Annotated in this window: 17 protein-coding genes and 1 pseudogene; 10 read left to right on the top strand and 8 right to left on the bottom strand. The window is 66.4% G+C overall.

Going from position 1 to position 18,440, the window contains the following annotated elements; genetic code table 11:
- Nucleotides 1-76 precede the first annotated feature (76 nt).
- The 4 genes from acnA to dut all read right to left on the bottom strand — a co-directional run bounded on the left by acnA (nt 77) and on the right by dut (nt 5,055).
- Nucleotides 77-2,926, bottom strand: coding sequence for an aconitate hydratase AcnA (acnA, locus tag CXY82_RS03710; RefSeq protein ID WP_104169751.1), 2,850 nt, complete (start codon nt 2,924-2,926; stop codon nt 77-79).
- Nucleotides 2,927-3,143: 217 nt separating this feature from the next.
- Nucleotides 3,144-3,941, bottom strand: coding sequence for a DUF3159 domain-containing protein (locus CXY82_RS03705; RefSeq protein ID WP_104169734.1), 798 nt, complete (start codon nt 3,939-3,941; stop codon nt 3,144-3,146).
- 11 nt (nt 3,942-3,952) lie between these two features.
- Nucleotides 3,953-4,582, bottom strand: a complete 630-nt coding sequence (locus tag CXY82_RS03700) for a DUF3710 domain-containing protein (protein ID WP_104169733.1) — start codon at nt 4,580-4,582, stop codon at nt 3,953-3,955.
- Nucleotides 4,579-5,055 carry a dUTP diphosphatase gene (gene dut, locus CXY82_RS03695; RefSeq protein WP_104169732.1) on the bottom strand — a complete coding sequence of 159 codons (477 nt, stop codon included), beginning with the start codon at nt 5,053-5,055 and terminating at the stop codon, nt 4,579-4,581. Before dut ends, CXY82_RS03700 begins: the two co-directional genes overlap by 4 nt.
- A 38-nt stretch (nt 5,056-5,093) precedes the next feature.
- Here dut and CXY82_RS03690 point away from each other — a divergent pair, with 38 nt between their 5' ends.
- A complete protein-coding gene (locus tag CXY82_RS03690) occupies nt 5,094-5,549 on the top strand; it encodes a DUF3093 domain-containing protein (protein ID WP_104169731.1) in 456 nt (151 codons plus the stop codon).
- A 6-nt stretch (nt 5,550-5,555) separates the two neighbouring features.
- Here CXY82_RS03690 and CXY82_RS03685 read toward each other — a convergent pair whose 3' ends face one another.
- Nucleotides 5,556-5,849, bottom strand: coding sequence for a DUF4193 domain-containing protein (locus CXY82_RS03685; RefSeq protein ID WP_104099606.1), 294 nt, complete (start codon nt 5,847-5,849; stop codon nt 5,556-5,558).
- Between the two features lie 196 nt (nt 5,850-6,045).
- Between CXY82_RS03685 and sepH the strand changes: the two genes are divergently transcribed.
- Complete coding sequence (gene sepH, locus CXY82_RS03680; RefSeq protein WP_104169730.1) at nt 6,046-7,197, top strand: septation protein SepH; 1,152 nt, start codon at nt 6,046-6,048, stop codon at nt 7,195-7,197.
- A 76-nt stretch (nt 7,198-7,273) separates the two neighbouring features.
- Nucleotides 7,274-8,314, top strand: coding sequence for an aromatic acid exporter family protein (locus tag CXY82_RS03675; RefSeq protein ID WP_199180876.1), 1,041 nt, complete (start codon nt 7,274-7,276; stop codon nt 8,312-8,314).
- Between the two features lie 245 nt (nt 8,315-8,559).
- Here CXY82_RS03675 and CXY82_RS03670 read toward each other — a convergent pair whose 3' ends face one another.
- Nucleotides 8,560-9,123: a YceI family protein gene (locus tag CXY82_RS03670; RefSeq protein WP_104169728.1), complete on the bottom strand. Its 564-nt coding sequence runs from the start codon at nt 9,121-9,123 to the stop codon at nt 8,560-8,562.
- A gap of 319 nt (nt 9,124-9,442) precedes the next feature.
- Here CXY82_RS03670 and CXY82_RS03665 point away from each other — a divergent pair, with 319 nt between their 5' ends.
- Complete coding sequence (locus CXY82_RS03665; protein WP_104169727.1) at nt 9,443-9,988, top strand: hypothetical protein; 546 nt, start codon at nt 9,443-9,445, stop codon at nt 9,986-9,988.
- 167 nt (nt 9,989-10,155) lie between these two features.
- Here CXY82_RS03665 and CXY82_RS17840 read toward each other — a convergent pair.
- Nucleotides 10,156-10,824 (bottom strand): annotated as a pseudogene (locus tag CXY82_RS17840) (glycoside hydrolase family 3 N-terminal domain-containing protein).
- Complete coding sequence (locus CXY82_RS18255) at nt 10,821-11,354, bottom strand: glycoside hydrolase family 3 N-terminal domain-containing protein (RefSeq protein WP_146069045.1); 534 nt, start codon at nt 11,352-11,354, stop codon at nt 10,821-10,823. Before CXY82_RS18255 ends, CXY82_RS17840 begins: the two are co-directional and overlap by 4 nt.
- 96 nt (nt 11,355-11,450) lie before the next feature.
- Between CXY82_RS18255 and CXY82_RS03645 the strand changes: the two genes are divergently transcribed.
- The 6 genes from CXY82_RS03645 (at nt 11,451) to CXY82_RS03615 (ending at nt 18,167) form a co-directional block, all read left to right on the top strand.
- Nucleotides 11,451-12,212 carry an oxygenase MpaB family protein gene (locus CXY82_RS03645; protein ID WP_233199189.1) on the top strand — a complete coding sequence of 254 codons (762 nt, stop codon included), beginning with the start codon at nt 11,451-11,453 and terminating at the stop codon, nt 12,210-12,212.
- Between the two features lie 49 nt (nt 12,213-12,261).
- The gene (locus CXY82_RS03640) at nt 12,262-12,765 is read left to right on the top strand and encodes an Lrp/AsnC family transcriptional regulator (protein ID WP_104169722.1); all 504 of its coding nucleotides are present in this window, start codon (nt 12,262-12,264) and stop codon (nt 12,763-12,765) included.
- Between the two features lie 110 nt (nt 12,766-12,875).
- Nucleotides 12,876-14,057, top strand: coding sequence for a pyruvate dehydrogenase (acetyl-transferring) E1 component subunit alpha (gene pdhA / locus CXY82_RS03635; RefSeq protein ID WP_104169721.1), 1,182 nt, complete (start codon nt 12,876-12,878; stop codon nt 14,055-14,057).
- Complete coding sequence (locus CXY82_RS03630) at nt 14,054-15,067, top strand: alpha-ketoacid dehydrogenase subunit beta (protein WP_104169720.1); 1,014 nt, start codon at nt 14,054-14,056, stop codon at nt 15,065-15,067. Before pdhA ends, CXY82_RS03630 begins: the two co-directional genes overlap by 4 nt.
- Complete coding sequence (locus CXY82_RS03625; RefSeq protein WP_104169750.1) at nt 15,067-16,506, top strand: dihydrolipoamide acetyltransferase family protein; 1,440 nt, start codon at nt 15,067-15,069, stop codon at nt 16,504-16,506. Before CXY82_RS03630 ends, CXY82_RS03625 begins: the two co-directional genes overlap by 1 nt.
- 818 nt (nt 16,507-17,324) lie before the next feature.
- Entirely contained in the window at nt 17,325-18,167 is an 843-nt protein-coding gene (locus CXY82_RS03615) for a phosphatidylinositol-specific phospholipase C/glycerophosphodiester phosphodiesterase family protein (RefSeq protein ID WP_104169719.1), read from the top strand.
- The last annotated feature ends 273 nt before the right edge of the window (nt 18,168-18,440 follow it).

The raw sequence follows: 18,440 nt of genomic DNA, 5'->3' as shown, positions 1-18,440 counted from the left end.
AGAAAACCGGCGCATAGATTCGGTCAAGCCGAGTCTACGCGCCGGTTTCGGTAGCTAGCCGAAAGGCTCCTGCGTGCTATGCGACCAGCGAACGCAGGACGTACTGCAGGATGCCGCCGTTGCGGTAGTAATCGGCCTCACCCGGAGTGTCGATGCGGACGACCGCGTCGAACTCGACCGTGGCCTTGCCGGCGGCAGACTGCGCACTCGGCGCCGCCGTGACGCGCACCGTCTTCGGGGTGACCCCGCTGTTCAGCTCGACGAGACCCTCGATTGTGACGACCTCCGTGCCGTCCAGTCCAAGTGACGCCCAGCTCTGGCCGGCCGGGAACTGCAGAGGCACGACGCCCATCCCGATCAGGTTCGAACGGTGGATGCGTTCGAAGCTCTCCGTGATGACGGCCTTCACCCCGAGGAGGCTGGTGCCCTTCGCGGCCCAGTCGCGGGACGACCCCGAACCGTATTCCTTGCCACCGAAGATGACCAGCGGCGTGCCGGCGGCCTGGTAGTTCTGCGAAGCGTCATAGATGAACGCCTGCGGAGCCCAGTCAACGGTGAAGTCGCGGGTGTAGCCACCCTCGACTCCGTCCAGCAGCTGGTTGCGGAGACGGATGTTCGCGAACGTGCCGCGGATCATGATCTCGTGGTTGCCGCGGCGCGAGCCGTAGGAGTTGAAGTCGCCCCGTTCGACGCCGTGCTCCAGCAGGTAGGCGCCGGCCGGGCTGTCGGCCTTGATCGAACCAGCAGGGCTGATGTGGTCGGTCGTGACCGAGTCGCCCAGTTTGGCCAGCACACGGGCACCGACAATGTCGACCACCGGGGTAGTCTCCATGGTCATGCCGTCGAAGTATGGAGGCTTCCGCACATACGTGGACTCAGGGTCCCACTCGAAGACCTCGCTGTCCGGTGTCGGCAGGCCGCGCCAGCGCTCGTCGCCCTCGAAGACATGGCCGTACTGCTTCGTGAACATGCCGGTGTCGATCGAGCCGTCGATCGTGGACTGCACCTCGGCGGAGTCGGGCCAGATGTCCTTGAGGAACACCTCGTTGCCGTCGCTGCCGATGCCGAGCGCATCCGTCTCGAAGTCGAAGTTCATCGAGCCTGCGAGGGCGTAAGCGATGACCAGCGGCGGGCTGGCCAAGTAGTTCATCTTGACGTCGGGGCTGATCCGACCCTCGAAGTTGCGGTTGCCTGAGAGCACCGCGGTGACGGCGAGGTCGTTGTCGTTGATCGCGGTCGTGACCTCGTCGATGAGCGGGCCGGTGTTGCCGATGCAGACCGTGCAGCCGTAGCCGACGGTGTAGAAGCCGAGGGCCTCCAGGTCGCCGGTGAGGCCGGCCTTCTCGTAGTAGTCGGTGACGACCTTCGAGCCCGGAGCCAGGGTGGTCTTGACCCACGGCTTGCTCGTGAGGCCCTTCCTGACGGCGTTTCGGGCGAGCAGGCCCGCGGCGAGCATGACACTCGGATTGGACGTGTTCGTGCACGAGGTGATGGCCGCGACAGCGACCGCTCCGTGGTCGAGCGTGTAGTTCGCGCCGTCCTGCGTGGTGATCGCGACGGGCCTGGACACGCTGATCGGAGCGTGGCTCACATGGTTGTGTGAGGCCTTGTGGTCAAGGTTCTCGTCCTCGGCGGTAAAGCCGATCGGGTCTGAAGCAGGGAAAGAGGCCTCGACGGCCGCGTCCACAACAGTCCAGTCCTGCGTCGCGTAGCTCTGCAGGTCAAGTTCGAACTGCGACTTCGCCTCGGTGAGGATGACGCGGTCTTGCGGGCGCTTCGGGCCGGCAATCGATGGCACGACGGTGCCCAGGTCGAGCTCGAGGTACTCGCTGAAGACGGGTTCCTTGTCGGCATCGTGCCACAGGCCCTGCAGCTTCGAGTAGGCCTCGACGAGTGCAACCTGCTCGTCGCTGCGACCGGTCAGGCGCAGGTAGTCGAGGGTGACGTCGTCGATCGGGAACATCGCGGCCGTGGATCCGAACTCCGGGCTCATGTTGCCGATCGTGGCCCGGTTGGCCAGCGGAACCTGCGAGACACCCGCGCCGTAGAACTCGACGAACTTACCGACCACGCCGTGCTTGCGCAGAATCTGGGTGATGGTGAGCACGACATCCGTCGCGGTGACGCCGGTCGGAATGGAGCCGTTGAGCTTGAAGCCGACCACCTTGGGAATGAGCATCGAGATGGACTGGCCGAGCATGGCTGCCTCGGCTTCGATGCCGCCCACACCCCAGGCGAGCACGCCGAGGCCGTTGACCATGGTCGTGTGCGAGTCGGTTCCCACGCAGGTGTCGGGGTAGGCCTGGAGCACGTCGTTGCCCTCGGCGTCCGGCACGGTGCGGGTCATCGTGACGCGGGCCAGATACTCCAGGTTGACCTGGTGCACAATGCCGGTTCCGGGCGGCACGACCTTGAAATCGTTGAACGCGGTCTGGCCCCAGCGCAGGAACTGGTACCGCTCACCGTTGCGCTCGTACTCGATCTCCACGTTGCGCTCGAGGGCGTCCGCGGTTCCGAACAGGTCGGCGATGACGGAGTGGTCGATGACCAGCTCGGCCGGAGCCAGCGGGTTGATCTTCTTCGGGTCACCGCCGAGTTCGGCGACGGCCTCGCGCATGGTGGCGAGGTCGACGATGCACGGCACGCCGGTGAAGTCCTGCATGACGACGCGGCCAGGGGTGAACTGGATCTCGGTGTCGGGTTCCGCCGTTGGGACCCACTCGCCCAGGGCGCGAATGTGGGCCTCGGTGATGTTGGCGCCGTCCTCGGTGCGAAGGAGGTTCTCCAGCAGCACTTTCAGGCTGAACGGAAGCTTCTCGTAGCCCGTTACCGCGTCGAGACGAAAGACCTCGTAGTCCGTCGACCCGACCCGCAGGGTGTCCTTGGCTCCAAAACTGTTTACGACCGCATTATTAAGCGCCGACACGATGCCCTCTCCTTCGTGGAAACCGACGGCGAAACCGTCCGCAATCCTCAATCCTGACGACCGGACGCCTGCCCCTGCCAGCAAGGGTAACCTAACCGGCGGATGCCACGTGCGGACGATGTCCAACGCCGAACTATCTTGACGTAGAGATAACTCTAGCGGTGCCACCGCGTTTCCCGCGCGTATTTCCGGCGGATGTCGCGGAATCGCGGTGAATTTATTCGGGCCGGCGACCCGCTGCGTCGTCGGTCTCCCGGTCGTCGACGCGGTAGACCGCCCGGACCACCAGCCACGAGATCACCAGGAGCGGCGCGTAGAGCGGAATCCCCATCAGGAGCTTGACGGCGCCGAGCCACTCCACGTTTCCGGAGTAGTAGAGGGGAAGCTGAACGGCCAGGCGCAGGGCGAACAAGCCCGCCCAGCAGAGCGTGAGAATGGTCAGCACCCGACGCCTGGACCGGTTCGACCGCCAGGCGATTCCCTCGCCCATCAGGAATCCGACAGCCAGCCCGATCAGCGGCCAGCCGACGACCGCCGAGATGAAGAGGGCACCGCCGTACAGTCCATTGGTCCAGAATCCGGGCAAAAAGAAGTCTTCGGCGCGGCCGGTGAACAGAGCGAGCACGGCGCTGACGATCAGTGCCACCAGGCCGCCGACGGCAGGCGTCACCGTTTGGCGACTAATCCGGCGCAGAACGATGAAAACGACGCCGATCAGCACCGGCACAACGAGGGACAGCACCAGCGACTGCTCGGGAAAAAGCTGCCGGGTGAAGGTGTAGGTGATCAGGAAGACGAGTCCGGGCAGCAGGGCCTCGACCAGTCCACGGATGCCGCCCATCGCGGCCAGCAGGGCGCGCCCGCTGATCGGATCACCCTCGGCCGCCGGCGTGAAGCCGGCCCGCCGGGCCGCCGCCGCCATGCCGTCGGCGAACGCGGCCGGCACGGGCGAGTCAGGCGCGTTCTCTGCTGCGTCGGGCTCGCGGGCCTCGTCGGGGAGTGGTGCGTCCGTCATCCCGGCGTTCTTCAGGACTGGCCCGGCTCGGCCGCAGTGGCGGGGGTGGCCGGCATCCGCAGCGGAATGAGGTCACGCGGCGGCATCGGGGCGGATCCGCGCACCACGACGATGCTGCGGAACAGGTTTTCGATCTCGGTCGCGGCGTCGGTGTTGATGGCACCCTCGCCGGCAATCACGCCGCGCAGGAACCAGCGCGGGCCGTCGACTCCGATGAAGCGGGCCAGCCTGCTCGTTCCGTCGGATCCGTGACCCGCGGCCACGGGGATCTCGGCCACCAATTCGGGGCCGAACGGGCCTTCGCGCAGGGTCGTCGTTCCGCCCTGCTTGCCGATCTGATCGGCAATCTGGGCGCGGATTTCGTTCCACAGGCCACTTGAGCGGGGCGCGGCGAACGGCTGTACCTGGAGGGTGGAGCCGGCGTAGTCGAGCCCGATCGCCACGACCCGCTTGCTGCCCTCTTCGATCTCCAACCGTAGGTGAAGCCCCTCACGCGGGAGGATCTTGACCCCGCCGAGGTCCACGTAGGGCCGCACCGGGTTGGCTTCGGCTTCGTCGAGGGGACCCTCGGTCGCACGATCGTCCGGCGCCGACTTGGCCGTCTCGTCCGGGTTCTCCTCCGGGTTCGCGGTGTCGCTCACTGGTTGTCTCCTGACGTTGAGGTGCCCGTGCTGATGTTCCGGCTCAGGCCGGTGGACCCGAATCCGCCAACCCCGCGCTGGCTGCCGGGCAGCCGATCCACGGGAATAAACGTGGCCCGACTGACGGGCATGATGATGATCTGGGCGATGCGGTCGCCGATCGCGATCGCATGGGGCGTGGTCTGGTCGGTGTTGAGCAGCGTCACCTTGATCTCGCCGCGATACCCGGCGTCGACGGTGCCCGGCGCGTTCACGATCGTGATGCCGTGCTTGGACGCGAGACCGCTGCGGGGCACAACGAATGCCGCGAAACCGTCGGGCAGGGCGATCGACACGCCCGTGCCGACGAGTGCTCGTTCGCCGGGGGCCAGGACTAGAGCCTGGGAGGAATGAAGGTCCGCTCCCGCGTCACCCGGGTGCGCGTAGCTCGGGAGGATGGACGCGGTAATCAGGACTTCGACGCTTTCTGCCACGTGTCGAGGCTAGTGCAGAAGTCTGATCGAATAGACCCATGCCTGAATATCGCGAAAAACTCTGGGCCTCTCCCGCACCCTATGTGGCGACTGCGCTCATCATTCCTGCCAGCATCCTCGTGTTCGCACCGATTTCGATGCTGGCCGGGGTGCTGCTGGCCGCCGGTCTGTACGCCGCTTGCGTTCTGGCGCTGCTCTTGTCGGCACCGGTGGTGCAGGTGCGGGGCGGTGAGCTCACCGCCGGGCGCGCGAGCATATCGATCGATCTGGTTGGCGAGGTTCAGCCCTTCGACGGAGATGAGGCCGCCCTGGAACGTGGCCAACGGCTCGACGCCCGGGCCTGGCTGCTCATCCGCGGCTGGATTCGGCCCGTCGTGCGAATCCCGATCGTGGATGCGACGGATCCGGCGCCGTATTGGCTGGTGTCGACGCGGCGCCCACAGAAATTGGCCGCCGCGATCAACGGATCGCGACGACCAGCATCACATGATTGAGCGCGTTTAGGAGTCGCACTCCAGGCATACCAGGCCGAGCTTGGTCTCGTGCGACATCTGCGAACGGTGCTTCACCAGGAAGCACTCCACGCAGGTGAACTCGTCCGCCTGCGGAGGCAGAACGACGACATCGAGGTCGAGGTCGGACAGATCAGCGCCGGGAAGATCGAAACCACCGGGGTTGTCCGAGTCGTCGACATCTACGACACCGGACATCTTGTCGGGTACGCGCTCCTTGAGGGCCTCAATCGACTCTGAGTCGTCTTCGGTCTTCCGTGGTGCGTCGTAATCGGTTGCCATACCCATCCATTCAGTTACGCCGAGAAAGGATTTCGGCGGCCATAGTTTCCAACAATCCGGGCGGAATAGCAAACTACACGCCGCGTCATTTGCTCGGCACAGTCATCAACTTGCGGCACGCCCGGCGTATTCCCCGAAGATTCACTCTTTACATGGCAGTCTTAGACGCACTAGTGATGGCGAAAGGGCTTTCAACATGCAGGAATTGAAAGTTATTGGAGTCGAGAGCGGTGCGCTGCTCGCAGCGTCTGAAGAGGGAGACCGATTCAGGATCCCCATCGACGAAGTTCTCCAGTCCCGGCTTCGCCAGGCCCAGGTGGAACCAGCGTCGGGGCCGAAGCTGAGTCCCCGGGAAGTGCAGGCGCACATCCGTGCCGGCATGTCCGCCGAGGATGTCGCCGCGGTCACGGGTGCGTCCATCGATTTTGTGCGCCGCTTCGAGGGCCCGGTCGTCGCCGAACGCGACTACATGGTCTCCTGCGCGCTGAGCGTGCCGGTGCACACCGCCATCGACCTCGACCCGATCGAGGGCGGCGCCAACTTCGGCACCGTCATCCGTGAGCGTCTGGCCTCGCTCGGCGCCACGAACGAGCGCTGGGCCAGCTGGAAGGAACCCGGCGCCGGCTGGATCGTCAAACTGGCCTTCACCGCCGATGACATCGACCACGACGCCCGGTGGGGCTTCGAACCCAAGAAGAACTCGCTCTCTCCGGTCGGTAGTGAAGCCATCGCCTTGTCGCAGCAGGGTGAACTGAAGGGTGCCCTGATCCCGCGGCTGCGGGCCGTCGGCGCCGAGACCAGCCTCGCCGATGTGTCCCGCTTCGACAGCGGCGCCTTCACATTCAAGGAATCACTGTCCGAGGAGACGTTGCACGATACGGCGCCGCTTCTGGACCCGGTGCCGTATTCCCGGTCGGCCGGCACGACGGATGCCGTGTCCCGTGCAGCCATCAAGCGCGCCGACGAACCGCCGCAGAGCCTGAGCGAGACGGCCGACCTGCTGGCGTCACTGCGCCGCCGCCGCGGGGAGCGCGAAGCCGCCGCTTTCGAAAGCAACCAGGTCGAGAGCCACTCCAGCCACAGCAACCCCGCCAGCACCAGCCCGGCCACGGGCATCCGTTTGGTGGACCAGCCGGTCGAGGCCGCCGCGGAACCCCACGTCGCTCCCTCGGCTCTCGCCGCCCCGCCGACCGAGGCCCCCCGCAACGCCTGGTCTGCCCAGGCCGCCGGGGGTCAGTCACCGGCCGCGACTCCGCGAGCGTCGAGTCATGGCAAGCGCGGGCGGGCCTCGATGCCCAGCTGGGACGAAATCGTGTTCGGTGCCCGCACCGACGACGACCTGCCCTAGCACGCAGGGTTTCACCGGCACCGGTCCGACGAGCCTGTGCATACGACTCGCCCACGCATTCGACTACCCTAGGCAAGTGAGACTCAACACCCGGCTGCGATCCACAAGCCGGATTCCTCTGCTCCAGGCAGTGAAGACATCCGTGGCCGTCGCCCTCGGCTGGATCCTGTCGCAACTGCTACTGGACACGGAGCAGCTGCCCGTCTTCGCCGCGATCGCCGCCCTGCTGGTGGTGCAGCCGAACATCAACCAGACCCTCGGTCGCGCGGTCGAACGCAGCCTGGGTGTTATCGGCGGGGTCATCATCGCCTACGGCGTCGGTGTCGCATTCGGCCAGTCCAGCTGGGTCGTTCTCACGGCCATCGTGTTCTGCATCATGCTGGCGTGGGCGCTTCGGCTGGCCCCCAGCTCGGCGAGCCAAATTCCGATCAGCGCCATGCTCCTACTCACAATCGGCACGGCTACGGCTGAATACGCGCGGGATCGCATCGTCGAAACCATCATCGGGGCGGCGGCCGCACTCCTCGTCAACGCCCTGATCGTGCCTCCAGTGCTTCTTCGTCCGGCGCACGCGGCTGTGATCCGACTTGCCTACGAGATCGCGGACACCCTCGACCGGATCGTCGACGCCCTGCGATTTCCGCAGAAGGCCAGCCAGATCGAAGAGATGATGATCAAGGTGCGTCTGCTGCGCCCCATGCTCGCCAAGGCGGATCAGGCGCTCAAGCAGGCCGAGGAGAGTCTCACGCTCAACCCGCGGCACGCGGTGAACCGACGTCTCCTCGACATCGACGAGGAGCTCTTCGCCCGACTGACCTCGCTCGTCGCACGCGCGATCGGCATGACCCGGTCCCTGCGCGACCACTACGACCATTCCCTGCACCTCGAGCCCACGGTGCTCGCGATCACTGTCGAGCTGAGCCGTGCCGCCCATGACCTGAGGCTCCTCGCCGAACAGGTGGACCACCCCGGCGTCCAGCAGGTCAGCCTGCCGCAGAGACCACCCACCCTGACCGCCCCCCTAATCATTGCGACGCCTCATCCGCAGCACTGGATCCTGATCGGATCCCTGATGGAGGACCTACGCCGGGTGCGTGAGGAGATCAAGGGCGAATAGCCGATGATTTCCGAGGTGCACAATATGTCCGTCGGATCGAAAGGGAGCGCGCGCGTTTTTGACCCCGAACGCCTGCGCTCGGCCCGAGCAGCGTGGTCTCTCATTCACGACCAATACCCCGGGGCGTAGAGGATCGGACGGCCGCGTCGGTACTTTAACCAAAGGTCAACACGAGAGGGACCTCACTCCCGTGGGGTCCCTCTCGTGTTCTTGTCCACCCTGCGCAGACCTCTGCGCGGGGACGACTACGCCTGGTTGAGCGCGGCCTGAAGTTCGATGGTGATGATGACCTTTTCGCCGAGCAGCATTCCGCCGGTCTCGAGGGCCGCGTTATAGTTGAGGCCGAAGTCGGCGCGGGTGACCTCGGTCTTCGCCGTGGCGCCGGCCTTGTAGTTGCCGGACGGGTCGGTGCCGAAGCCGCCGAACTCGAAGTCGAAGGTTACGGGCTTGGTGACGCCCTTGATGGTGAGGTTGCCGTCGACGAGGAAGTCGTCCTTGACCTGACGCACGCCGGTAGAGACGAAGTTGATGGTCGGGTAGGTCTCGGCGTCGAAGAAATCGCCGGTGCGCAGGTGGCCGTCGCGGTCCGCCTGGTTGGTGTTGATCGTCACGACCTGGGCCGTGGCCGTGACGGAGGAGTCGAGCGGGTTCTCGCCGGTGACGAAGGTCGCGTCGAACTTCTCGAACGTGCCCTTGACCTTGCTGATCATGAGGTGGCGGATGCTGAAACCGACCTCACTGTGGGTCGGGTCGATGGTCCAGGTTCCGGCCTTGTAGCCGGGTATGCTCGCTGCGGTGGTCTGAGTCATGGGTTCTCCTCAATTCGCGGAACGGTGGATTCTCGTCCTCATCTTTATGCAAGCGCATAGGAAAGTGAAATATTCCGAATCGGGGAGAGTTCTTTTCGACAGTGGTCCGGCCACTCCCGCCGGAATCCCTTGACTGCCTCCGGGGCCGAGGGTACCGTCGGTCGCTCAGGGGGCTGGTGCATGGGTGGAACGGAGGGCTGAAATGCGCTCACGGTTCTTGCTCCCCCCGGGTCTGCTGATCGCCCTGCTCGCCGGATGCGCGTCCCCGGCCCCTTCGTCTCCCTCCTCTGCTTCGGCGCCGGCAACCGAGAGCGTGGTAATGCGCCCCATCACCGAGGGCGGTCTGCCTGCCGCGGGCTTCACCGTCACCGAGGAGACGACCGTCACGCTCGAGTGTGGCAGCGCGTCGTTCGATGAACGGCCGTCCGCGGTCGCCGTCGACGACAACATCCACGCCTGCACACCGTCGAGCGCGTTCGCCGTAGCGTGCTGGCAGGATGCGGCGCCCGGCTTTGTGGCCTGCTACCGCGACCCGTGGACCACGGCGGTGGTGCGCCTGCCGAGCACCGGGAGCCTGCCGGCGGCCACCGCGCCCGAGCAGGCGCGACCGCTCGGGCTGTTGCTCAGCGACGGGGACCGCTGCCTGATTCGCAGCGGTGGCGTTTGGAACGACCTGACCGAGCACCCCGCCTGGTACGGCACCTACTCGTGCACGGAAGATGGGGCGGTCTGGGCGGAGAGCGCAGACGGCATCGATCGGTCAGGTCCCCGGTGGACGGTGCGCGTCGCGCCCATTTCGGGGGGAGATCCGCTCACCACCCGCGAGGTCGTCACGGCGTACTTCGTCGGCACGGCAGAGGGCTAGCGGACTGAGAGCTGACCGGGCGCCCGGCGTACTGGGTCATGACTTTGGTGACACCCAGCTGAGGACACTCCGGTGCCTCCGACGAAGACGAGAATGCGTGATTAGAGTGTGCCGGCATCCATGAGTTCCTACTCGGTGCGGTTCGCTGCACAATCAGGATTCGGGGTTCACTCCTGGGATGCGCTGAGGGCGGCCCGGCCGCGCAGCACCAGGAGCTTGTAGGCAGCATCATCGATCTGCTCCGGCGTGAGCCGCCCGGTATCGACCGCTTCGACGATTCTGCCGATCAGAACTGTGACATCGGTGCCGTACCGTGCGGGATTCGCCGGCAGAACGTAGAGCAGCATGGTGTTGCCCGCTGCCAGGGCGGCGATCCCGTTCTCGGCCGGATCGGCGTACTCCGGCAGGCCGGAGTCCTGGAGCATCAGCAGATCGTCGGTAATCGTGACGCCGTCGAAACCGAGTTCGGTGCGGAGGATCTCGTGCCAGGCCGGCGACAGGCTCGCCGGACGCGGATCGACGCTCGGGTCGGCCAGGTGGCCGAACATGATCAGCTCCGCGCCAGCCTCGATTCCGGACTGAAACGGAGGCGCCTCACGGGTCAGTCAGTCCTGATAGCCGAGCGGAGTCGACGGGATGCTTCGCTGCGAGTCCCCCGGCGCCGCCCCGCGACCGGGGAAGTGCTTGAGCGTGCTCAGAACCCGCCTACGCTCACCGGTGACCGCCGCAGCCACCCGGGCGGATGCCGACGCCGGGTCGGTGCCGAGCACCCGGCCGGCCAGGAACGAGCTCGGGTCGGCCGTGAGGTCGGCGACGATGCCGAAGTTGACACTCACGCCGACGGACTGGAGCAGGGTCGACCAACTGCGGAAGGCATCCTCTGTGGCCGGTGCGGGAGCGTCTGCAGCTGGGCAGCCCGGGGCGCCAGGTCGGCGGGCAGCCGGGAGACCTCGCCGCCCTCCTGGTCGATGCCGATCAGCAGCGGGAGTTCCGGGTCGGGACTGAGGGCATCCGTCATTGCCCGCATTTCTTCCGGGGAGACCGGCACGTTGTCACCCATCAGGATGAGTCCACCGAGGCCGTTCGCCCCGGCGAAGGTGCGCAGCTCGGCCGCATCTGTTCCCGGCTGGTGCAGCATCAGTAGGCTCGCGACCTTCTCGGTCAGGGACATGGCGGCCAGGCGGCGAGTGGCGTCTTCGGCAACAGGGTCGGCCGACCAGCCGGGCCCGAGCGGGGCGGCGGTGCCGCTTTTCGCGTCCGTTCCGCGCGCCGCGGTGCAGCCGGAGAGGGTGAGGGCCAGCAGGGCCATGGCGGCGAGCGCCGCCAGGCGGGGGGCTGGGGCCGGGTGTCGTCGGCCGGAGATCACCGGTCCAGGCTAACCTGCCGGCAGCTACCGCGGCGAAGCGCCCATCCGCTTCACCGCCGGCGGCGTTAGAATCGGTCTTCGAGCGGGGAGGCGCGCATGCAGATGAGGGACATGGCCGGCGAGGCCGTGCTGATCGCCGCCGGCGGGCGGTCCATCCTCCTGCAGATCGCCGACCCGGCGATCGGCCACGGAATTGCGCACCACAGCGACTTCGCCTCCCGACCGCTCGATCGGCTGCGCGGCACCCTGACCTACGTGTACGCGGTCGTGTTCGGAACGCCGGAGGAGGCTGCCCGGGCACGACGCCGGGTCGATCACGCCCACGCCCCGGTGTCGGGCTTGGCCACCGAGGCTCGTCCGGCTTACACCGCCTTCACCCCGGAGCTGCAGCTCTGGGTGGCGGCGACCCTGTATGACTCCGCCATGACCATGCGGGAGCTGGTCTACGGCCCGCTCGACGGAGCCACGGCGGACGCGCTTTACCGGGAGTACGCCGTGCTGGGCACGGCGTTGCAGATGCCCGCGGAGCTGTGGCCGCCCAACCGGGCCGCCTTCGCCGCCTACTGGGACCGACGCGTCGGCGAGTTGCAGACGGATGCCGCCACGCGCGCCGTGGCACGCCAGCTGCTGCATCCCCGCACCGGGCCGCTCTGGCTGCGGCTGATGATGCCACTGGGCCGGTTCGTGACCGTCGGGCTGCTCCCCTGCTCGGTGCGGGAACTGTTCGGCCTGCCCTGGACCGCGGGGGCGCAGCGCCGCTTCGACCGGCTGATCCGGCTGACCATACGTGTCTATCCCCGGCTTCCGCGCCGGCTGCGCCATTGGCCCAAGAACCACTACCTGCGCGCGATGCGGTAGTCGCCTGCGCTGGCGGTAGTCTGAGGGTTTCCCCAGCCTGAGGATTCCAATGACGCAGCACTCGGCCCCCGCCGCCCCGGGCACGCCCGACGGTCTCGACGCGATCGACCGGCAGATCGTGGCCGAACTCAGCCGCGACGGCCGCCTGTCGATGCGCCAGCTGGCCGTGCTCGTGCACATTTCCCGCACCACCGCGCACACCCGGATGCAGAATCTCGTGCGTCACGGTGTGGTCACTGGATTCGGAGCACAGATCGACCGCCGGGCGCTCGGGCTCAGGGTCTCCGCCCTCGTGATCGTCAAGATCGGCGATGTCTCTTGGGCCGAGATGGCCCGGCGCCTGAGTGAACTGCCCTTCGTCGAAAAAGCTCAGGCCGTGAGCGGCGACATCGACATCATCCTCACCGTCAGCGCTCCGGACCACGAGCAGCTGAGCCAAGCCATCCTGCGCGATATCCACAGCATGCCCGGCGTGATCTCCACCCGGTCCCACCTCATCCTCGAGGAAATCACCGGCCTGCCCCCGGCCCGTGCCGCGGACAGCTGGCACTGAATGGTCGTTTTCCGCGGACGAATGGCCTGGCGCGACGCCGCTTCGGACCAATCGTTCGCATCCGTCGCCGGGGCATCGTCGACGGCGCGGAGATGCCCCACCATTGCGACATGAGCCTCAATGTCGAGAGCCTGGTTGAGAGCCCCCTCACCGCGCCGCGTCCCCTCCGCCTGATCGATGACACCGGTCGCGCCGCGCCACTCGATGAGGCCTTCGGGTTTACCCTGCCGGACCCGACCACACTGCTCAATCTCTACCGGCGCATGGTCGTCGCCCGCCGGTTCGACGTGCAGGTCACCGCGCTGACCCGGCAGGGACGCCTGGCAACGTACCCGTCAGCTCTCGGCCAGGAGGCCTGCGAGATCGCCGCGGTCGCCGCCCTCGGCGCCGAGGACTGGCTCTTCCCCACCTACCGGGACAGCATCGCCCTACTGACCCGCGGCGTGCCGCCCGAGCACATCCTGGCCTCGTTCCGCGGGGACTGGCACAGCGGCTACGACCAGAACGCCCACCGGATCGCCCCGCAGGCCACCCCTCTGGCTACCCAGGCGCTGCACGCCGTGGGGCTCGCGACCGCGTCCAAGCTCAAACGGGAGCGCACCGTCGCACTGACCCTGCTCGGCGACGGCGCCACCAGCGAGGGCGACGCCCACGAGGCGTTCAACTTTGCTGCCGTCTGGCAGGCCCCGGTCGTCTTCGTGGTGCAGAACAACCAGTACGCGATCAGCGTGCCGCTGGACAAGCAGATGCGCTGCCGCACCATCGCCGACAAGGCCATCGGCTACGGGATGCCCGGCTACTTCGTGGACGGCAACGACGTCGCCGCAATGTACGCGGTCACCTCGTCGGCAATGGAGAACGCCCGCGCCGGCCACGGCCCGACCCTGATCGAGGGTCTGACCTATCGGATGGAGGCACACACGAACTCCGACGACCCGAGCCGCTACCGCGATCCCGGGGATCTGGAGATCTGGCGACGCCGCGACCCGATCACCCGCCTGGACACCTACCTGTGCGAGATCGGTGCGCTGAGCGACGCGGAGCGTGCGGACATCCGTGCCGAGGCCGAGGATCTGGCGGCGGACACCCGCGAATGCATGACCCGGTCCGCCCCAGTGGATCCGCTGGAGCTGTTCGACCACGTCTACGCGACCCCGCGCGCCGCCCTGGCGGAACAACGAGCCTTCCTCGCAGCTGAGCTCGACGAGCACGCAGAGAACGCAGAGCACGCAGAGCACGCCGAGCACGCCGTCGCAGCATCCGTCGCCGCCCACTCAGGAGTCAACTCATGACGCTCCCCGACACCGCACCGACGCCCCTGCGCGCACCGGTCACTCTCACCATGGCGGCGGCGCTGAACGCCGCGATCCAGGACGCGATGCGCGACGATCCGACGGTCGTCCTGTTCGGTGAGGATGTCGGCCCGCTCGGCGGCGTCTTCCGTGTGACCGACGGGCTGTACGCCGAATTCGGGGAGAGCCGCGTGAGCGACTCGCCGCTGGCCGAATCGGGGATTGTGGGCACCGCGATCGGCATGGCCATGTACGGCCTGCGCCCGGTGGTCGAGATGCAGTTCGACGCGTTCAGCTACCCTGCGTTCGAGCAGATCGTTTCGCACGTGGCCAAGATGCGCAACCGCACCCGTGGGCGCATCCAGCTGCCCCTTGTGATCCGGATCCCCTACGCCGGCGACATCGGGGGTGTGGAACACCACTCCGATTCCTCCGAGGCCTACTGGACGGCCACGCCCGGCCTTACGGTGGTCTCGCCATCGAATCCGGCGGATGCCTATTCAATGCTCCGCGAGGCCATTGCTTGTGACGACCCGGTCATTTTCCTCGAACCCAAGAGCCGGTACTGGGCCAAAGCCGAGCTCAGCCTGCCTGTGCGCACCGCGCCGATGACCACTGCGGTCGTGCTGCGGGAGGGCACCGATGTCACGCTGATCGCCTACGGTCCGACCGTGAAAACGGCCCTCGCGACAGCCGAGCTGGCCGTCGCCGAGGGGCTCTCGATCGAGGTGATCGACCTGCGCAGCCTCTCCCCGTTCGACGACGAGACGGTGGGCGCCTCCCTGCGGAAGACCTCCCGCGCCGCTGTGCTGCACGAGGCGGCGCAGTTCGGCGGCTACGGGGCCGAGGTCGCCGCCCGGCTGACCGAGCGCAACTTCTTCCACCTGGCAGCGCCGATCCTGCGGATCACGGGTTTCGATATCCCCTATCCCTCCCCCAAGCTCGAGCAATACTTTCTGCCCACTCCCGACCGCATCCTGACCGCCCTCGGAACCTGGGAGTGGAACTGATGGGTCAGAATTTCATCCTGCCCGACCTCGGCGAAGGACTCACCGAAGCCGAAATCGTCTCCTGGCTGGTCGCCGTGGGCGACACCATCACCATCGACCAGCCCGTGGTGGAGGTCGAATCGGCCAAGTCCATCGTGGAGTTGCCGTCGCCGTTCGGCGGTGTGGTCGAGGCCCTGAACGGGGTCGCCGGCCAGATCATTCACGCCGGGCAGGTGCTGCTGACAGTGACGGATGCCGCCGAGGTTGACACCGCACGGCCGACCGCTCGGACTGCTGTTACGCCCGCAGCGATGGCAGCCGGGGTTCCGGTCGCGGAGGTCGACGGGTCGGCATCCGGTGCCGTGCTCATCGGCTACGGCACGAGGGAGAACACGCGTCCCGTGCGGCGCCCTGCCACTGCGCGCTTCGGCGTGCGACCCGGCTCAGCGGCTCCGGTCGTCGCGGCAATCGTCGAACCGGTCTCCGAGGTGACTCCGGCCACCCCGATATCGGCTCCGGCCTCTCCGTCTTACCCGGCCGGCCGCTCCCCCGTGGTCTCACCGCTGGTGCGGCGTCTGGCCCGCGAAAACGGCCTCGACGCGACCCTGCTAATCGGCAGCGGGAGCAACGCGCTTGTGCTGCGCCGGGACGTGGAATCGGCAATCCAAGAACGGGCCGCAGCGGTTGAGTCCACACCGGTGGTCGAGCCCGCGGCACTGGCCCAACCTGCACCCGTGGCGGAGCCGGTCGGAACCCGGGCCGCACCCACCGACGACATCCGAATCCCGATCACCGGCCTACGCAGGGTGGTGTCGGAGCGGATGACCACCTCGCGCCGGGAAATCCCCGAGGCAACCGTCTGGCTCGATGTGGACGCCACCGAGGTCTTCGCCGCGCGGGACCGTCTCTTCGACGCCACAGGCGAACGCTTCAGCGTGACCGCGCTGATCGCCCGGTTCACGGTCGCCGGACTGCGCCGGTTTCCGCTGTTGAACTCCTCAGTCGACACGGCCAGCCAGGAGATCCTCCAACGCGGTGCCATCAACCTCGGGCTTGCCGCTCAGACCCCGCGGGGGCTGATGGTGCCGGTCGTGCACGACGCCCACTCACTGACCACCCGCGAACTCCGGGATGCGATCGCCGGTATCGTGACCCAGGCAACGGATGGCTCGTTTCCCCCATCTCGACTCAGCGGCGGCACCTTCACCCTGAACAACTTCGGTGCTCTGGGTGTCGACGGGTCAGCCGCGATCATCAACCACCCCGAGGCCGCCATTCTGGGCATCGGACGGATGATCGAGCGCCCCTGGGTGGTCAATCACGCCCTCGCGGTGCGCACTGTGGTCGAGCTGTCGCTGGTCTTCGACCACCGGGTCTGTGACGGAGGCACCGCCGCCGGTTTCCTCACCTACGTCGCACGCTGCATCGAGAACCCTGTGAGCATGCTCGCCGACCTCTGACCGAGCCGCAAACGGCCTCGACCCTGCTGTGGTGCCGCCTGGGGTCGAGGCGTGCGCCAGGTCGTCTACGACACGCCAGGACATCTCGTGGCAGGGGTTTCCTGCCGCTGGGGTTTGTTGCGGTCGACGCCCTCAAGTGCGAATCCTCACCGGGCGGGCTATCCGGGCGGGTTATCCGGGCGCTCCGCCCGGATGCGTTTGCTTCTGGTCCCGAATTCCAAGCCCGAGTGCGCTCAAGGTCCGGCTTGCGGGCAGCCTGGCGGGCCGTGCCGTTCGCAGGCGAGCGCGCTCGACTGCGCGCAGTTCAGCGCGACACGATTATCGAGCAAGTCTCTCGATATAACTCCGAGGCTGTGATCTGTATCGGAGTGCCATTCGGACACACCAGACCCAGTTGATCGTCCCGCACGGCAATACGATCCGGCTCGATGGCAGAGCCCGCACAGTCAGCGCCGACAACACCTGAAGTCAGCGCGGCAAGCATGACAAGGTATGCCAGCGCTGCGACTATTCGACTGTTAGAACCACCCCGACGGCCCTCCAGTGAATACCGAATCTGCCGGCGCGACGCGAGGTCGGACTGGTGGAGCTAGGAGCGTGGTTCTTACGCGAGCAGAAGGTCACGCAGGCCCAGACCGTTCATGGTGCGTTGGTTCGACCGGCGCCAGCACTTAACCCGACGCCGATAGAACTGTAGCCGTTGCGCATTCGAAACCGAACCAGCTTGTGCACTGGAACACGCGTGGAGCCGATAATGCGGTCAATCTCATTTCGACGGGACTTTCTCGGCGGAACACACTTTGTAGAAATGGACTTCCATGATCGTCAAAAATTCCGCTTTGGTTCTCGTTACCCTCGTCGGCCTCGCTACCGTCACCGGCGCGGCCGCACCATCACAGGCCGACATCGTGCTCGGCGAACCGCAGGATGCCGCCCACGCGCACAATGACTATGAGCATGAGCGTCCGTTATTTGATGCCCTCGAGCACGGATTCACCAGTGTGGAAGCCGATGTTTGGCTCGTAGATGGCGAGCTTCTCGTCGCTCACGATCTCGAGGATGTCCAGGCGGGGGTTACTCTCGAAAGCCTCTACCTGGATCCGCTCGACCGCCTCGTGGACGGCCGTGCTGGCAGTGTCTACTCTGGCTGGGATGGCAGCTTCCAACTTCTGATCGACATAAAGAGTGACGGCGAGAGTACCTACGCTGCGATCGAGGAAGACCTGGCTGAGCATCGCTCGATCATGACCAAGTACACGAACGGCAAAACCAAATCCGGACCGGTTGTCGCCGTGGTCAGCGGCAACCGCCCTCTAAAAACCATGCAAAATCTTGACTCACGGTTGGCTTTCTATGACGGCCGCTCCGGCGACCTGACATCTGGAATACCAGCCGATCTCATGCCGCTGGTCAGTGAGAATTGGAACAAGCTATTCGTGTGGCAGGGCGTCGGTCCGATGCCGGAAAGCGAAAAGGTCAAGCTGCGCGAATACGTGCAGTCGGCGCACTCCCAGGGCTACCGCGTCCGTTTCTGGGGAACCCTCGATGTTCCGGGCGAAGCCCGCGAAGCGATCTGGACTGAGCTGCACGAGGCCGGCGTTGACCACATAAATACGGATGACCTCGCCGCGCTGGAGGAGTTCCTGGGGAGCCGGAGCTAGCGGAAATCGCCATCCACTCGCCCGGACCTGAAAGAAGTACTGTGTACACAGTTGAAATCGATCGGTGTCCCCAGTTCGCGAACGAATTCCGCCGTTAACGGCACTGGCCTCCACGGCAAAATCTCCCAACGGGCTGCTGGGAGATTCATGCGGAGACCGTTTCCAAAGGCCACTCCCCCGAGACGTCGGAACGGTCCTTGTTGCCCGAAGTCGGGCAAGGCCTGTAGCTTTCGGAAATGACGTCCGACCGTGTAAGGCCGACAGGGAACCGCC

This window comes from Cryobacterium sp. M23, assembly GCF_002929655.1.
Classification (GTDB): Bacteria; Actinomycetota; Actinomycetes; order Actinomycetales; family Microbacteriaceae; genus Cryobacterium; species Cryobacterium sandaracinum.
The sequence above is the reverse complement of the archived record's forward strand: the minus strand, read 5'-3'. Positions and strand labels throughout refer to the sequence as shown.

What these genes read in the sequence shown, in the direction of transcription:
- CXY82_RS03705 (WP_104169734.1), bottom strand. Translation starts at nt 3,941, where the DNA reads ATGACGGACGCACCACTCCCCGACGAGGCCCGCGAGCCCGACGCAGCA.
- CXY82_RS03690 (WP_104169731.1), top strand. Translation starts at nt 5,094, where the DNA reads ATGCCTGAATATCGCGAAAAACTCTGGGCCTCTCCCGCACCCTATGTG.
- CXY82_RS03685 (WP_104099606.1), bottom strand. Translation starts at nt 5,849, where the DNA reads ATGGCAACCGATTACGACGCACCACGGAAGACCGAAGACGACTCAGAG.
- sepH (WP_104169730.1), top strand. Translation starts at nt 6,046, where the DNA reads ATGCAGGAATTGAAAGTTATTGGAGTCGAGAGCGGTGCGCTGCTCGCA.
- CXY82_RS03670 (WP_104169728.1), bottom strand. Translation starts at nt 9,123, where the DNA reads ATGACTCAGACCACCGCAGCGAGCATACCCGGCTACAAGGCCGGAACC.
- CXY82_RS03665 (WP_104169727.1), top strand. Translation starts at nt 9,443, where the DNA reads ATGCGCCCCATCACCGAGGGCGGTCTGCCTGCCGCGGGCTTCACCGTC.
- CXY82_RS03645 (WP_233199189.1), top strand. Translation starts at nt 11,451, where the DNA reads ATGCAGATGAGGGACATGGCCGGCGAGGCCGTGCTGATCGCCGCCGGC.
- CXY82_RS03640 (WP_104169722.1), top strand. Translation starts at nt 12,262, where the DNA reads ATGACGCAGCACTCGGCCCCCGCCGCCCCGGGCACGCCCGACGGTCTC.
- pdhA (WP_104169721.1), top strand. Translation starts at nt 12,876, where the DNA reads ATGAGCCTCAATGTCGAGAGCCTGGTTGAGAGCCCCCTCACCGCGCCG.
- CXY82_RS03630 (WP_104169720.1), top strand. Translation starts at nt 14,054, where the DNA reads ATGACGCTCCCCGACACCGCACCGACGCCCCTGCGCGCACCGGTCACT.
- CXY82_RS03625 (WP_104169750.1), top strand. Translation starts at nt 15,067, where the DNA reads ATGGGTCAGAATTTCATCCTGCCCGACCTCGGCGAAGGACTCACCGAA.
- CXY82_RS03615 (WP_104169719.1), top strand. Translation starts at nt 17,325, where the DNA reads ATGATCGTCAAAAATTCCGCTTTGGTTCTCGTTACCCTCGTCGGCCTC.